Source organism: Phenylobacterium sp. (genome assembly GCF_035944335.1).
Classification (GTDB): domain Bacteria; phylum Pseudomonadota; class Alphaproteobacteria; order Caulobacterales; family Caulobacteraceae; genus Phenylobacterium.
The window spans coordinates 1-14,850 of sequence record NZ_DASZBG010000071.1 but is presented as its reverse complement, the minus strand read 5'-3'; the positions used below and the strand labels follow the sequence as shown (position 1 = coordinate 14,850).

Below are 14,850 nucleotides of genomic sequence, written 5' to 3'. Positions count from 1 at the left end.
CCCGGCGTCGGCATCCAGCACCCGATCGATCAGATCTACCGCGACCTGAAGGTCCGCTCGGTGGGCGGCGCCGACACCATGGTGCAGTTCATGGACAAGCTCGGCCAGGTGCCGCTGCGCTACCAGCCCGGCACGGCGTGGATGTATTCGCTGGCCACCGATGTCTGCGGCGCCCTCGTCGAGATCATCTCCGGCAAGCCCTTCGCCCAGTACCTCAGCGAGACCATCTTCCAGCCGCTCGGCATGACCGACACGGCCTTCGCCGTGGCGCCCCACAAGACCGACCGCTTCGCCGCCAACTACCAGCGCGGCCCGGACAAGACGCTCAAGCTGATCGACGATCCCTTCGGCAGCGACTTCACCAAGGAGCCGGGCTTCAAGTCCGGCGGCGGCGGGCTGACCGGCGCCTCGGCCGACTACATGCGCTTCTGCGAAATGCTGCGCCGCGGCGGCGAGCTGGACGGGGCCCGCATCCTCGGCCCCCGCACCATCGAGCTGATGCACATGAACCACCTGCCGGGCGGCAAGGACCTGACCCAGCTGGCGCTCGGCACCTTCTCCGAGACCGCCAACGAGGGCGTCGGCTTCGGCCTGGGCTTCGCCTCGACGCTCGGCCAGGTGCAGACCGGGACCCTGGGGGCCGGCGACTACTACTGGGGCGGGGCCGCCTCGACGATCTTCTGGGTCGACCCGAAGGAAGACCTCTCGGTGGTCTTCATGACCCAGCTGATGCCGTCCGGCACCTTCAACTTCCGCGGCCAGCTGAAGTCCATCATCTATTCGGCGATCATCGACTGATCCAGCGAACCACCGTCATGGCCGAGCTTGTCCCGGCCACCCAGACGCGCCGAAGCCGCAAGCCTCGCGCAAGGCCGCCAGAGGCCCGCGCTTCTGGGTCCCCGGGACAAGCCCGGGGATGACGGAATCGAGGTTCCCGCCACCACCGTGTCAGCAGGGGTGAGCTAGACTGGTCTCCATGGGCGCTCACCTCCTCTCCCTGGCCTCGCTGTTCGCGGTCAGCCTGGCTACCTGCCTGGTCCCGGGACCGAACAACTTCATGCTGATGCGGCTGGGCATGCGCCGCGGCCGCGGCGCCGCGCTCGCGGCCGGGGTCGGGACGACCCTCAGCTGCATCGTCTGGTGCGCGGCCGCCGCGCTCGGCCTGGCCGCCGTGCTCGCCGCGGCGCCGTGGCTCTACAAGGCCCTGCGCATCGGCGGCGGGCTCTATCTGTTGTGGTTCGCGTGGTCGCTCTGGCGGTCGCCGCCGCTCGGCGCCGACGAGCGCGCCGAGGCCGCCACGGGCCGCGGCGGCTACATCTGGCAGGGCTTCGCCATCAACATGACCAATCCGAAGTCGGTGCTGTTCTTCGCCTCGATCTTCTCGGCCTACGTCGGGCCGGACACCCCGCTGTGGGTGCACATCGCCGCCGTCACTCTGGTCTGCATCACCTGTCTGGCGTGGCAGGTGGCCATGGCCTTCGTGTTCTCCGCCAGGGCCGCCGCCGGCGCCTACGGCCGCGCCCAGCGCCCGCTGGACCTCGCCGCCGCACTCCTGATGGGCGCCTTCGGCATCAGCCTGATCTGGCTGGAATGAACCGCCGCCAGCGCCTAGAACGGCGCCATGCCCATGCCCATCGAAGCCCTGGAAGCCGCCTTGCGCGAAGGCTTCCCCGACGCCAGCATCGAGGTCCAGGACCTGGCCGGCGACGGCGACCACTACAAGGCCCGCATCGTCTCGCCCGCCTTCAAGGGGCTGCCGCGGGTTCGCCAGCACCAGCTCGTCTATGCCGCCCTCAAGGGTAAGATGGGCGGCGAGCTGCACGCGCTCGCCCTCGAGACCTCGGCGCCGGCCTAGCGCGTCCTTCCGGCGCCTTGACCCTGGCCCCGGCGCTCCCTAGCTCTTGGGCTGACGATTTTCGCCGAAAGGCCGACCGATGACCGACGCCGCGACCACGACCTCCGGGCCCGTCCACGACTTCATCGCCAAGGCGGTGAGCGACCATCCGGTCGTACTGTTCATGAAGGGCGAGCCGGAACAGCCGCGCTGCGGCTTCTCCGCGGTGGTGGTGCAGATCCTCGATCACCTCGGCGTGGAGTTCACCGGCGTCGACGTGCTGCAGTCCGAAGAACTGCGCAACGGCATCAAGGCCTATTCCGACTGGCCGACCATCCCGCAGCTCTATGTGAAGGGCGAGTTCGTCGGCGGCGCCGACATCGTCCGCGAGATGTTCTCCACCGGCGAGCTGAAGGGTTTCCTCGAAGAGCAGGGTCTGCTGTAAGGCGCGCCAAGCGAAAGTGGACACCGGTTTCGCTGCCCGGCGCGCCTTAGATCAAAGAGTCGACCCTCCTTGTCCGATTTGGACTGCGTCCAAATCGGGGAGGGTCTTGGCGTGAGCCGCGCCTTCGAGCCGCCGCCCGGCCGCCAGGTCTTCACCAAGACCTTCGAGCCCCAGCCCTCCGACATCGACGAGAACGGCCATGTGAACAACGTGGTCTATCTCGGCTGGGCGCAGGAGATCGCGATCGCCCACTGGAAGAGCCGCGCTGATCCGGCGGACCAGGACGCCTTCGCCTGGATCGCCCTGCGCCACGAGGTCGACTACCGCCGCGCCCTGGTGCTGGGTGAAACGGCCTCCGGCCGCACCTGGGTCGCCCAGGCGGCCGAGGGACCGCGCTTCGAGCGCTACGTCCGCATCGATGCTCCCGATGGCCCCATGAGCGCCCAGGTCCGCACCGTCTGGGTGCTGGTCGAGAAGACGACCGGCCGCCCCAGGCGCGTGCCCGCGCACATGGTCGAGATGTTCAGCTGAACTTTTCCTTGGCGTCGTGGGGCAAGCTTGCTATAGTGAACAAATCATGAACTAAGAAGCCTGAACGTTTCCCCGGTCGCGCGGGCCCGCGAGAGGATTCAGCAGAAAGATGGGCGCTCGCGAATCGACCCCAAGCTCGGCCCAGGTGAAGGTCAGTTCCGCCTTGCCCTGGGCGGTGTCCTTGCAGGTGTCGATCCGCCGACGCGCAAAGGCCAGCGTCACCACCTCGCCCTTGCGCTCCACATAGAAGGCGAAGTCCGCCTTCGTGGTGCAGCCGCCGGAAGCGACGCTTATGGCGATCGCATCGCGCCCGGCCACGGCGGCGTATAGCGGCTCCAGCTCCGCCATCGCCGTCTCCGCCGGGCTTAGCCGCGGCGCCGTCGAGGGCACGCTCACGCAGCCGGAAAGCGCCAGGGCGGCGAGGAGGAAGAGCCTGCGGTCCATCCAACCCACTCCGCCACACCCTGGCGCCAAGCAAAAGGCCCGGGATTGCTCCCGGGCCCCTGAATTCGCTTGGATCGAGCTTCGCCTAGGAGGCGTAGAACTCGATGACCAGGTTCGGCTCCATCTTCACCGGATAGGGCACTTCGGCCAGTTCCGGGGCGCGGACGAAGGTGGCGCTCATGCCCTTGGTGTCCACCGTGACGTAGTCGGGGGTATCGCGTTCCGCCGACTGCAGGGCTTCCAGCACCAGGGCCATGTTGCGCGAACGCTCGCGCACCGAGACCACGTCGCCGGCCTTCACGCGGTAGGACGGGATGTTCACCCGCTTGCCGTTCACCAGCACGTGGCCGTGGTTGACGAACTGGCGCGCCGCGAAGGGCGTCGGCACGAACTTGGCGCGGTAGACCACCGCGTCGAGGCGCGATTCCAGCAGGCCGATCAGGTTCTCGGAGGTGTTGCCCTTGCGGCGGGCGGCCTCCTGATAGATCCGGCTGAACTGCTTTTCGGTCAGGTTCCCGTAGTAGCCCTTCAGTTTCTGCTTGGCGCGCAGCTGCAGGCCGAAGTCGGAGACCTTCTGCTTGCGGCGCTGGCCGTGCTGGCCGGGGCCGTAGGCGCGGGAATTGACCGGGGACTTCGGGCGACCCCAGATGTTTTCGCCCATCCGGCGGTCGAGCTTGTACTTGGCGCTATGGCGCTTGGACATAGATCACTCTCTGTTCGACGCGGGCCGGCGCTTCCGTGGTGGAGGCGCGATTGCAACGGCGGCTTCGCATCACCCGTCATAGGTTCCCGGCCGCGCGGGTCGCCCCGGCGGTGGGAAGGCGGGGTGTATGCCGTCCGCTCCCGCCTGAGTCAAGATTTGGCGGGTTCGGGGTCAGCCGGCGGGCTGCGATCCGTGGAACAGCCGCCACAGCCATTTGCCAGCGTGCAGCTCCAGCACGGCGGTCAGGCGGTACGGCCCGCGCTTGTCGCCGCCCTCGCCGTGAACGATGACCTCACCCTCGGCGTGCAGCCAGGCGACGGCGCCGCGCACCGCCACATCCACTTCGCGCCAGGCGAAGCTGAGCGTATCGGGCCGTTCGAAATAGCCGCGAAAATGGGCTTCCAGCTCGGCGCGACCCCGGGCCCGGTCGTTGGCGAGCGACCCCACCAGCAGGGTGTCGGGGCTGTCGACGAACTCGTCGACGATGGCCGGGTCGCGGTCGGCGAGCAGCTGGTTGAGCCGGATCAGGGTGCGGCGCACGCCGCGCTCGGCGTCACGCTGCGGCGGGGCGGCCAGCATGGGCGCGAGGCTGCCCACCAGGAGCAGGGCCGCGCCGGCGGCGATGGATCTGTTGGCGCTCATCGTCCCTCTTACCTAGGTGGCCCCGGTCCGCTGCGCCAGCGACCGCGCAGCCTCCCGGGCCTCCGACCACCAACGCCTGACCAGGGTTTCGGCGTCACCGGGCCCGGCGAGTTTCACCGCCTGCCCGGCCCAGAGCGAGACCATCTCCGGGTCGCCCGCGGCCGCGGCGGCGGCGCGCAGCGGCTGGGTCAGGCGGTTCTGCACCGGATAGGGCGGCACCTCCCGCTCGAAGGGTCGCATCTCGCGCATGAAGCGGTTCTCGAGGCCGCGCGCATAGCGGCCGCTGAAGGCGCGGGTGAGGCGGGTCGGGTCGTCCGGCGCCGCCGCGATAGCCTGTTGCCACAGGGGGCCGGTGATCGCCTCGTCGGCCATCAGGAAGGCGCTGCCCATCTGGGCGGCGGCGGCGCCCAGCGCGAGCACGGCGGCGACGCCTTTGCCGTCCATGATCCCGCCGGCGGCGATCACCGGCAGGTCGACCGCGGCGATCACCGTCGCGGTCAGCGCCATCGTGCCCACCAGGCTGTCGTCCAAATCGGCGAGGAAGTTGCCGCGGTGGCCGCCCGCCTCGGCGCCCTGGGCGCAGATACCGTCGGCCCCCGCCTCGGCCCAGGCGCGCGCCTCGGCCACGGTATTGGCCGTACCGATGACATAGCTGCCGGCCGCCTGCAGGGCCGCGATGCGCTCGCCGCTGATCATGTCGAAGGCGAAGGAAGCCACCGGCGGGGCGGCGCGGACAACCGCTTCGAACTGCCCGTCGAAGTCGTGGGCGAAGCGGTTGGGCCGTTCGGGCACCGGCGCGCCGAGCGCCTCGTAGAACGGGCGCAGGCGCTCCAAGGCGCGGTCCAGCTCCGCCGCGTCGGGTTGGGTCGCGGTGCTGACCAGCAGGTTGATGCCGAACGGGGCGTCGGTCCCGCTTCGCATCAGCGCGGCGGCGCGGCCGATCTCGTCGGGCGGGAAGGCCGCGGCGGCCACCGACCCGAGCCCTCCGGCCCGGCTCACCGCCAGCGCCATTTCCGGCGACGACGCGCCGGCCATGGGCGCCTGGACGATCGGGATCGGCAGGGTCTTCAGCAGATCGGCGAGGCTCATCCGCCCTTCTCCGTCTTCTGTCTGGCGAGTTTCTCCAGCACCCGGCCGCGGCCCCGCGACAGCGCCGTCACCACGCCGCGGAAGGTGCGCACCTCCTGGTCGGTGAAATTGGCGCGCGACAGGGCCGAGCGCAGGTTCTGGACCATGGCCGGCGTCTTCTCCGGCGGATGGAAGAAGCCGGAGGTCTCCAGCTCCCGCTCCAGCTGTTCGAAGAAGCCGAGCATCGCGGCGCGCTCGGCCGGCGGGTCGCCCTCGCGGAAGGCGGGCGGCGGGGCGTCCAGGACGGTCAGCCGCCACTCGTAGGCGTTGATCGCCACCGCCTGCGCCAGGTTCAGGGACTTGAACAGGGGGTCGATCGGGATCGTGACGACAGCCTGGCAAAGCGCGATATCGGCGGTCTCCAGGCCGGCCCGCTCGCCACCGAACAGCAGACCGACCGCTTGGCCCTCTGTCGAGGCCCGCGAGAGCTCGGCCGCGGCCCGGCGCGGAGTCAGCACCGGGAGACGGATCTCCCGCGGCCGGGCCGTCGTCGCATAGACCAGCCGCAAATCGGCGATGGCCTCCTCCACCCGCTCGAACACCCGCGCGGCGTTCAATGGCCAGTCGGCGCCGGACGCCGAAGCCCAGGCCCGCTCCTGCGGCCAGCCGTGGCGGGGATTGACCAGCCGCAGGTCCGACAGGCCGAAGTTGGCCATCACCCGGGCCACCGCGCCGATGTTCTCGGGCATCTGCGGCATGCTGAGGATCACGGCAGGTGGGCGGGCGTCGGCCATGGGGCGCTTTTGCACGCCTGGGCCCCAAGGTCGCAAGCGCCAAGCCTTTGCGCGCGCGCCCGCGACCGCTATACGGCCGCAACCGAAAAGTTCGCGCTGGAGCGTCCGCCTCTCATGGCCAAGATCAAAGTCGCCAACCCCGTCGTAGACCTCGATGGGGACGAGATGACCCGCATCATCTGGAAGCTGATCAAGGACAAGCTGATCCTCCCGTTCCTCGATCTGAAGATCGAGTACTACGACCTGGGCATGGAAAATCGCGACGCCACCGACGACAAGGTGACGGTCGAAGCCGCCGAGGCGATCAAGAAGTTCGGCGTGGGCATCAAGTGCGCCACCATCACCCCCGACGAGGCGCGGGTGAAGGAATTCAACCTCAAGAAGATGTGGAAGTCGCCGAACGGGACGATCCGCAACATCCTGGACGGGGTGGTCTTCCGCGAGCCGATCATCTGCCGCAACGTGCCGCGCCTGATCCCCGGCTGGACCCAGCCGATCATCATCGGCCGCCACGCCTTCGGCGACCAGTACCGCGCCACCGACTTCGTCGTGCCCGGCAAGGGCAAGCTGACCATGAGCTGGGAAGGCGAGAACGGCGAGCGACTGGATTTCGACGTTTTCGATTTCCCGGCCGGCGGCGTCGCCATGGGGATGTACAACCTCGACGCCTCGATCCGCGACTTCGCGCACGCCTGCCTCAACTACGGCCTGTCGCGCGGCTTCCCGGTTTATCTGTCGACCAAGAACACCATCCTCAAGGCCTACGACGGGCGCTTCAAGGACATCTTCGCCGAGGTGTTCGAGGCTGAGTACGCCGAGAAATTCAAGGCCGCCGGCCTGGTCTACGAACACCGGCTGATCGACGACATGGTCGCCTCGGCCCTGAAGTGGTCGGGCAACTTCCTGTGGGCCTGCAAGAACTACGACGGCGACGTGCAGTCGGACTCGGTGGCCCAGGGCTTCGGCTCGCTCGGCCTGATGACCTCGGTGCTGATCACCCCGGACGGCAAGACCATGGAGGCCGAGGCCGCCCACGGCACCGTCACCCGCCACTTCCGCCAGCACCAGCGCGGCGAGAGCACCTCGACCAATTCCATCGCCTCGATCTTCGCCTGGACGCGGGGGCTGGAGCACCGGGCCAAGCTCGACGACAACCCCGACCTCGACCGCTTCGCCAAGACGCTGGAGCGGGTCTGCGTCGAGACCGTCGAGAGCGGCTCGATGACCAAGGACCTGGCGCTGCTGGTGGGCGACACCCAGGGGTGGCTGACCACCGAAGGATTCATCGACAAGGTCGCGGCGAACCTCGAGAAGGCCCTGGCCGCGGCCTAGCCGGTCGCCAGCCTGTAGATCAGTGCTTCACGGGCTCCGGCCCGTCGGGCTCGACCGTTGCCCGGAGGCTCCTGCGCCGCGGCGCAGCGCCGGACGCGCGGGCTTCGCGGGCCAATTCCGCCTCCAGGGCGATCGTCTGGCAGACCTCATCCGAAACCTGCGCGAAGGCCTTGGCCAGCTCGGCCGTGGTCTTGGCGTCGCGGGCGGCGAGCGCCTGCGCATGGAGATCCTCGGCGACCCTGAGGCCCATTCTGGAGAGTCGCGCCAGGTGGGCGCGCAGTCTTGCGGTTCGATCGTAGATCATGAACATAACAAGAACACGATGGTCGCCGACTGTCAAGCCCCGGCGCGCAACGCGGGCGGCCGCGCGACTATCCCTTGACCAGCCCCTTGGCGGCCTCCAGGCCCTTGGCGGCCTGGGCGCCGTCTGGGGCGCCGCCCTGGGCGAAGTCGGGACGGCCGCCGGCGCCCTGCCCGCCCATGGCGATGACGGCGGCCTTGGCGAGCTCGACGGCGTTGTTGGCGGCCTGGGCCGCGCCGGTCACCGCGACCGTCACGGCCGCCTTGCCCTCCGCGGAGCCTACCAGGATGATGACGCCGTCGAGGAGCTGCTTCTTGAATTCCTCGGCGATAGGCCGCAGGTCCTTACCGCCCACGCCCTCCATGACTCGGGCCAGCACCTTCACGCCGCCGACATCTTCGGGACCCGCAGCCGCCTGACCGCCGCCCCCGCCCATGGCGAGCTGGCGCTTGGCCTCGGCAAGATCCTTCTCGAGCTTGCGGCGCTGGGCCTCCAGCGCTTCGACGCGTGCGCCCACCTCGCTCACCGGAACCTTGAACTGGTCGGCGAGCGCCTTGGCCACGTGAGCCTGGTCGAGCAGCCAGCGGCGCGCGCTGTCGCCGGTCAGCGCCTCGATGCGGCGGACGCCGGCCGCGATGCCCTGCTCGGAGACGATCTTGAACAGTGCGATGTCGCCGGTGCGCGCCACATGGGTGCCTCCACATAGCTCAACCGAATAGGCCTCCTCGCCGCCGTCGAGGGCGTGGCCAAGGGTCAGGACGCGCACGGTGTCGCCGTACTTTTCGCCGAACAGGGCCATGGCGCCGGCCTCGATCGCCTGTTGCGGCGCCATCAGCTCGGTGGCGGCCGGCAGGTTCTGGCGGATCACCGCGTTCACCTCGCCCTCGATGCGGTCGATCTCTCCGGCGCTCAGGGGCTGGCCGTGGCTGAAGTCGAAGCGGATGCGCTCGCCGTCGACCATCTGGCCCTTCTGGGAGACGTGAGGGCCCAGCACATTGCGCAGCGCCGCGTGCAGCAGATGGGTGGCGGAGTGGTTGGAGCGCGTGGTCGCGCGCCGCTCGGCGTCGACCGCCAGGCGCACGCGGGCGCCGGGGGCGAAAAGGCCCTCCAGGACCTTCACGTCGTGCACGTGCAGGTCGCCGGCCTGTTTCTGGACGTCGGTGACGCGGCCGCGGCCGGTCGTTCCATCAGCATTGGCCCACTCGACGTCACCCTGGTCGCCGGCCTGGCCGCCGCTCTCGGCGTAGAAGGGCGTGCGGTCGAAGAGCGCCTGGACCTCGTCGCCCTTGGCCGCCTGCTCGACCTCCAGGCCATCTTTCACGAGCGCCAGAAGCTCCGCGGTCGCCTCGATGGCGTCGTAGCCCAGGAATTGGGTGGGGCCGAGCCGGTCGCGAATGGCGAACCATTCGCCGGCCGCCGCCACCTGGCCGGAGCCGGTCCAGTTCTCCCGCGCCATCTCGCGCTGCCTGGCCATGGCGGCGTCGAAGCCTTCAAGGTCGACGGTGAGCCCCTTGGCGCGCACGGCGTCCTGGGTGAGGTCGAGCGGGAAGCCATAGGTGTCATAGAGCTTGAACGCGGTCTCGCCGGAGAGCACGCCGCCGTCCTCGAGCTTGGCGGTGGCTTCTTCCAGCAAGGACATCCCGCGACCCAGCGTGCGGCGGAACCGCTCCTCCTCTTCGCGCAGGGTGTGCTCGATGGAGGCCTGCGCGCGCTTCAGCTCCGGATAGGCCTCGCCCATCTGTTCCACCAGCGTCGGCACCAGGCGGTGCATCAAGGGCTCCTCGGCGCCCAGCAGATGGGCGTGGCGCATGGCGCGGCGCATGATCCGGCGCAGCACATAGCCGCGACCCTCGTTGGAGGGGCTCACCCCGTCGGCGATCAGGAAGCTGGTGGAGCGCAGGTGGTCGGCGATCACCCGATGCGAGGGGCCATTGGACGAGCCGCCGGCGCCGCCGACCAGGCCGCGTGAGGCCGCGATCAGGGCGCGGAACAGGTCGATGTCATAGTTGTCGTGCACGCCTTGCAGGACCGCGGCGATGCGCTCCAGGCCCATGCCGGTGTCTATGGAGGGCTTCGGCAGGTCTTTGCGTTCGCCGTCGGCGAACTGCTCGTACTGCATGAAGACCAGGTTCCAGATTTCCACGAACCGGTCGCCGTCCTCGTCCGGGCTGCCGGGCGGGCCGCCGGGAATGTGCGAGCCGTGGTCGAAGAAGATCTCCGAGCAGGGACCGCAGGGGCCGGTGTCGCCCATCGACCAGAAGTTGTCGGCGGTGGCGATGCGGATGATCCTGTCGTCGGGCAGGCCGGCGATCTTCTTCCACAGGGCGTGGGCCTGATCGTCATCGGCATAGACGGTGACCAGGAGCTTGTCGGCCGGAAGCTGGAACTCCTTGGTCAGGAGCTCCCAGGCATATTCGATCGCGACGTCCTTGAAGTAGTCGCCGAAGGAGAAATTCCCCAGCATTTCGAAGAAGGTGTGGTGGCGGGCCGTGTAGCCGACGTTGTCCAGGTCGTTGTGCTTGCCGCCGGCGCGCACGGACTTCTGCGAGGACGTCGCGCGCGGCCAGGGCGCGACTTCCGCGCCGGTGAAGTAGTTCTTGAACGGCACCATGCCGGCGTTGACGAAGAGCAGGCTGGGATCGTTCTGCGGCACCAGCGGAGCCGAGGCGACGACGGCGTGATCCTTCCCCCGGAAGTACTCCAGGAAGTGGCTGCGGATCTCGTTGAGGCTCGGCATGGCGTCTGGCGGTTTTTCTTCGACATCGACGGGATAGGTCCCGCCCTAGGTGGGGATCGGCGCCCCTTTACGAAACTTCCTCGCAAGCCCGCAAAGGAAAAGGACGCCCGGGGCGAACCCCGGACGTCCTGACTCTGATGCGGGCGGCGCTCGCGGGCTCGAGGCCGCGAGGCGGGGTTGGCGGCGGGGCCGCCGCGCGGCAGGCGAGACGCCGCCCGTTCAGAGGATCTAGTCCTCGCCGGGAAGCGCGTCGTCCTCGCCCTCGCCTTCGGTCGGGCCGACCAGCAGTTCTTCCTCGATGACCGCCTTGGCGCCGCGGACCGCCTTTTCGATGTCGGCGGCAACGTCGGGATTGGCCTTGAGGAATTCGCGGACGTTCTCGCGGCCCTGGCCGATACGCTGGGAGTTGTAGGAGAACCAGGAGCCGGACTTCTCGATGATCCCGGCCTTGACGCCCAGGTCGATGATCTCGCCCAGCTTGGAGATCCCCTCCCCGTACATGATGTCGAACTCGACCTCGCGGAACGGCGGGGCGACCTTGTTCTTGACCACCTTGACCCGGACGTTGTTGCCGACGATCTCGTCGCGCATCTTCACCGAGCCGGTGCGGCGGATGTCGAGGCGCACCGAGGCGTAGAACTTCAGGGCGTTGCCGCCCGTGGTGGTCTCCGGCGAGCCGTACATGACGCCGATCTTCATGCGGATCTGGTTGATGAAGATGACCAGGGTGTGGGTCTTGGAGATCGAGCCGGTGAGCTTGCGCAGCGCCTGGCTCATCAGGCGGGCCTGCAGGCCCGGCAGGCTGTCGCCCATCTCGCCCTCGATCTCGGCCCGCGGCGTCAGGGCGGCCACGCTGTCGATGACGATGATGTCCACCGCGCCCGAGCGCACCAGGGTGTCGGTGATCTCGAGGGCCTGTTCGCCGGTGTCGGGCTGGGCGACCAGAAGGTCGTCCAGATTGACGCCCAGCTTGTGGGCGTAGGAGGGGTCGAGGGCGTGCTCGGCATCGATGAAGGCGGCGGTGCCGCCCAATTTCTGCACCTCGGCCACCGCATGCAGGGCGAGCGTCGTCTTGCCCGAGGATTCCGGCCCGTAGATCTCGACGATGCGGCCCTTCGGCAGGCCGCCGATGCCCAGCGCCAGATCGAGGCCCAGCGAGCCGGTGGAATAGGACTCGATCTCGACGATCTTGCCCTTCTCGCCCAGCTTCATCACCGAGCCCTTGCCGAAGGCGCGATCGATCTGCGTCAGCGCCGCTTCCAGAGCGCGCTGCTTGTCCCCGTCTTCCTTGCCCACGAGCCTCAACGCCGATTGTCCAGACATGCCATAGCCCCTTCTATCCCAGATTCCCGCCAACCCGGCCCGCGGAATGACCCGTTCGCCGAGAGACTCATGCGTACCGCCTTTGTTCTATGTTCGCAAGATGTTCTTTGCGTCGAGGCGGCGTGACGGCGCAACAGCGAACAAGGCCGACCGTGGGCAGGCGCTGCGTCAGGATCGGACGTAGGCGCTCACAGGCCGCGAAACTGGTGGTCGTAGACCGCGCGGACGTGGTCAAGCCGCGCCTGCAGGCGCGCCGCCTCGTCCGGGCGACCGGCCTCTCGGGCCGCGGCGATGGCGCGCGCGAAGTTGAGGCAGGTGTCCTCGTAGTGGGCCTTCACGGCATGCCGCGCGGGGGCGTCGTACATCGCCGCGTAGACGGCCTCGGCCCGCAACGCCTCGACGCCTGCGGGCGGGGCCGGGGTCGGATCGTCCGCAGCGCTCACGGCGCAGGCCTCGCATCGGGGAAATCCAGGAGCTCCGGGAACGACGGATGCAGGGCTTTCGCGAAACAGGCGCCATGACAGAACAGCTGCTGGGTGCGTTCGCCATCCACGGAGCCCAGCGGCAAGACGTTGAGGAAGTACATCTCGTCCTGAGGCGAGACCCCGAAGCAGAAGCAGCAATGGGCGGCCTCGCTCATCGGCCCCACCCCGCCACGACGATGACAAGCGTCCAGGCCATGTCCGTCCCCGACCCCCTGCAGATGGTTACAGGCGGGCGCGGCGGGCAAATGCGCCGCTCGGTCGAGGAATGCCTAGCGGCCCGCCCTGAACTGTGCCGCGACCGGCTGGGAGACCGGCGTCGCGGCGGGCGCGGCGCTGGGCGGCGTCGCGGTCGGGGGCGTCCCGGCCTGGGTCACGCCGGGGGCCGGCAGCGGGGGCGGCGGACCCTGCGGGATGGCCAGCCTCGGGATCCGCTTCAGGGCGTGGACCATATAGGCATGCCAGGCCTCCGCCGGGGCGATGCCGCCGGTGATCCGGCGCATGGGGGCATTGTCGTCGCGGCCCATCCAGACCACCGTGGTGAAGCCGCCGGTGAAGCCGCAGAACCAGGCGTCCTTGTAGTCGGTGGTGGTGCCGGTCTTGCCGGCCAAGTCGTAGCCCGGAACCGCGGCCTTGGTCCCGGTGCCTTCGGTCAGCACGGTGCGCATCATGCCCACCAGCTCGCCCAGCGGCGGATTGGCGACCACCGGGGTCAGCGGCGCCTGGCGGTGCTGGTAGAGCAGCTGGCCGCCCGCCCCGCGGATGCGCTCGACGCCATAGGCCTCCACTCGGTAGCCGCCGTTGGACAGCGGCGCATAGGCCTGAGCCATCTCCAGCGGGGTGACCAGGCTGGTGCCGAGCGCCATGGCGGGGTCGGTATTGATCTGTGACGTGATCCCCAGCCGATGTGCGGTGCTGGCGACATTGGGGCGCCCGATCTCGTCGGCGAGCCTGGCGGCGACGGTGTTGATCGACTGGGCCAGCGCCTTCTGCATCGTGATCTGGCCGAGGAACTCCGGCTCGAAGTTGCGCGGCGACCAGCCGTCGATGGTCACCGGCTCGTCGACCACCATGGTGTCGGGCGTGCGGCCCTGTTCCAGGGCGGTCAGGTAGACGAAGGGTTTCCAGGCCGAGCCGGGCTGACGATGAGCCTCGACGGCGCGGTTGTAGGGGGCGGTGGCGAAGTCGGTGCCGCCGACCAGGGTCCAGACGCGGCCGAAGCCGTCGACGGAGACCACCGCGGCCTGCTCGACCTTCTGGGCCTTGAAGTGGGCGACGGTGGTGCGCGCCGCGTCCGCCGCAGCGTCCTCGAGGTTCAGGTCCAGGGTGGTCTCGACGACGATGTCCTGCTTGGGCGCGCCGACCATGTGGCGCACCTGGTCGTCGGTCCAGTCGATGAAATATTGCGCCGGGTTCTGCGCCGACAGCTTCCAGACCTTGGGCGTGGAGGCGAGCGCCTCGGCGCGCTGATCCGGGGAGATAGCACCGGTTTCGACCATGGCGTCGAGGACGAGGCGCGTGCGCTCCGCGTTTCTGTCAGGCTCGCTGGCCGGGTTATAGTTCGTCGGCGACTTCATGACCGCGGCTAGCATGGCGGCCTCGCGGATGGTCAGCTTGGACGCCGGCTTGTTGAAGTAGCGCAGGGCCGCGGCTTCCAGGCCGTAGGCGCCGCCCCCGAAGTTGGCGCGGCTGAGGTAGAGACCAAGGATCTGCTTCTTGGAGTAGCTACGCTCGAGCTGGATCGCATAGACGAGCTCGGTCGCCTTGCGCTCGACGGTCTTCTCCGAGGAGAGGAACAAGAGCTTGGCGGTCTGCTGGGTGATGGTCGAGGCGCCCTGGGCGGCGCGGCCCTCGACGAGGTCGGTGGCGATCGCCTTGGCCATGCGCAGCGGGTCGAAGCCACTGTGCTCGTAGAAGTGCTGGTCCTCGATGGCCACGAAGGCGGCGGGCACATAGGCCGGCAAGCGGTCGATGTTGACTGGCGCGGCGACCTTGCCGCCACGCACGCCGATGACCGCGCCGTTGCGGTCCACATAGGTGATTTGCGGGTCGCGCCGGATGGGCGGCAGGGCCGGCAGCTCGGGGGCCTGGCCTAGAATGGACACCGCGGCGATGAGGCCGATCACGGGCAGCTCCTAAGGCGACGCCCCCCAGCGCGCGAATTTTCGATGCCTCTGTTCTGGCGACTCGACCGGTTAAGAGAAAGTGAATTCC

At 68.9% G+C, this 14,850-nt stretch carries 17 protein-coding genes; 6 read left to right on the top strand and 11 right to left on the bottom strand.

Going from position 1 to position 14,850, the window contains the following annotated elements; all coding sequences use genetic code 11:
* The 5 genes from VGT80_RS11670 to VGT80_RS11650 form a co-directional block, all read left to right on the top strand.
* Positions 1-798 (top strand): serine hydrolase domain-containing protein (locus VGT80_RS11670; protein ID WP_327455972.1); only part of this gene is annotated, 798 nt, incomplete at its 5' end.
* Between the two features lie 178 nt (positions 799-976).
* Positions 977-1,594, top strand: coding sequence for a LysE family translocator (locus VGT80_RS11665; protein WP_327455970.1), 618 nt, complete (start codon positions 977-979; stop codon positions 1,592-1,594).
* A 27-nt stretch (positions 1,595-1,621) separates the two neighbouring features.
* Positions 1,622-1,855 carry a BolA family transcriptional regulator gene (locus VGT80_RS11660; RefSeq protein WP_327455968.1) on the top strand — a complete coding sequence of 78 codons (234 nt, stop codon included), beginning with the start codon at positions 1,622-1,624 and terminating at the stop codon, positions 1,853-1,855.
* A 79-nt stretch (positions 1,856-1,934) separates the two neighbouring features.
* The gene (grxD, locus tag VGT80_RS11655) at positions 1,935-2,279 is read left to right on the top strand and encodes a Grx4 family monothiol glutaredoxin (protein ID WP_327455966.1); all 345 of its coding nucleotides are present in this window, start codon (positions 1,935-1,937) and stop codon (positions 2,277-2,279) included.
* 111 nt (positions 2,280-2,390) lie between these two features.
* Positions 2,391-2,810 (top strand): thioesterase family protein, encoded by a 420-nt coding sequence (locus VGT80_RS11650; protein ID WP_327455964.1) that lies wholly within the window; start codon positions 2,391-2,393, stop codon positions 2,808-2,810.
* Between the two features lie 51 nt (positions 2,811-2,861).
* On the opposite strand, the gene VGT80_RS11645 is transcribed toward VGT80_RS11650, so the two are convergent.
* From VGT80_RS11645 to VGT80_RS11625, 5 genes are all read right to left on the bottom strand, one after another.
* Positions 2,862-3,158 carry a hypothetical protein gene (locus VGT80_RS11645; RefSeq protein WP_327455962.1) on the bottom strand — a complete coding sequence of 99 codons (297 nt, stop codon included), beginning with the start codon at positions 3,156-3,158 and terminating at the stop codon, positions 2,862-2,864.
* A 181-nt stretch (positions 3,159-3,339) separates the two neighbouring features.
* Complete coding sequence (rpsD, locus tag VGT80_RS11640; RefSeq protein WP_327455960.1) at positions 3,340-3,957, bottom strand: 30S ribosomal protein S4; 618 nt, start codon at positions 3,955-3,957, stop codon at positions 3,340-3,342.
* A gap of 171 nt (positions 3,958-4,128) precedes the next feature.
* Entirely contained in the window at positions 4,129-4,599 is a 471-nt protein-coding gene (locus tag VGT80_RS11635; protein WP_327455959.1) for a nuclear transport factor 2 family protein, read from the bottom strand.
* Between the two features lie 12 nt (positions 4,600-4,611).
* A complete protein-coding gene (locus VGT80_RS11630) occupies positions 4,612-5,688 on the bottom strand; it encodes a nitronate monooxygenase (protein WP_327455957.1) in 1,077 nt (358 codons plus the stop codon).
* Positions 5,685-6,461, bottom strand: a complete 777-nt coding sequence (locus tag VGT80_RS11625; RefSeq protein ID WP_327455955.1) for an RNA methyltransferase — start codon at positions 6,459-6,461, stop codon at positions 5,685-5,687. Before VGT80_RS11625 ends, VGT80_RS11630 begins: the two co-directional genes overlap by 4 nt.
* Before the next feature lie 114 nt (positions 6,462-6,575).
* Here VGT80_RS11625 and VGT80_RS11620 point away from each other — a divergent pair, with 114 nt between their 5' ends.
* A complete protein-coding gene (locus tag VGT80_RS11620) occupies positions 6,576-7,793 on the top strand; it encodes an NADP-dependent isocitrate dehydrogenase (protein WP_327455953.1) in 1,218 nt (405 codons plus the stop codon).
* A gap of 19 nt (positions 7,794-7,812) precedes the next feature.
* On the opposite strand, the gene VGT80_RS11615 is transcribed toward VGT80_RS11620, so the two are convergent.
* From VGT80_RS11615 to VGT80_RS11590, 6 genes are all read right to left on the bottom strand, one after another.
* Positions 7,813-8,097: a hypothetical protein gene (locus VGT80_RS11615; protein WP_327455951.1), complete on the bottom strand. Its 285-nt coding sequence runs from the start codon at positions 8,095-8,097 to the stop codon at positions 7,813-7,815.
* Positions 8,098-8,164: 67 nt separating this feature from the next.
* On the bottom strand, positions 8,165-10,831 hold the full coding sequence (gene alaS / locus VGT80_RS11610; protein ID WP_327455949.1) for an alanine--tRNA ligase: 2,667 nt from the start codon (positions 10,829-10,831) through the stop codon (positions 8,165-8,167).
* 228 nt (positions 10,832-11,059) lie between these two features.
* Positions 11,060-12,154 (bottom strand): recombinase RecA, encoded by a 1,095-nt coding sequence (recA, locus tag VGT80_RS11605; protein WP_327455947.1) that lies wholly within the window; start codon positions 12,152-12,154, stop codon positions 11,060-11,062.
* Positions 12,155-12,342: 188 nt separating this feature from the next.
* Positions 12,343-12,597 (bottom strand): hypothetical protein, encoded by a 255-nt coding sequence (locus VGT80_RS11600; protein WP_327455945.1) that lies wholly within the window; start codon positions 12,595-12,597, stop codon positions 12,343-12,345.
* Positions 12,594-12,794 (bottom strand): hypothetical protein, encoded by a 201-nt coding sequence (locus tag VGT80_RS11595; protein WP_327455943.1) that lies wholly within the window; start codon positions 12,792-12,794, stop codon positions 12,594-12,596. Before VGT80_RS11595 ends, VGT80_RS11600 begins: the two co-directional genes overlap by 4 nt.
* Before the next feature lie 114 nt (positions 12,795-12,908).
* Positions 12,909-14,762, bottom strand: a complete 1,854-nt coding sequence (locus VGT80_RS11590) for a PBP1A family penicillin-binding protein (RefSeq protein WP_327455941.1) — start codon at positions 14,760-14,762, stop codon at positions 12,909-12,911.
* Between the last annotated feature and the right edge of the window lie 88 nt (positions 14,763-14,850).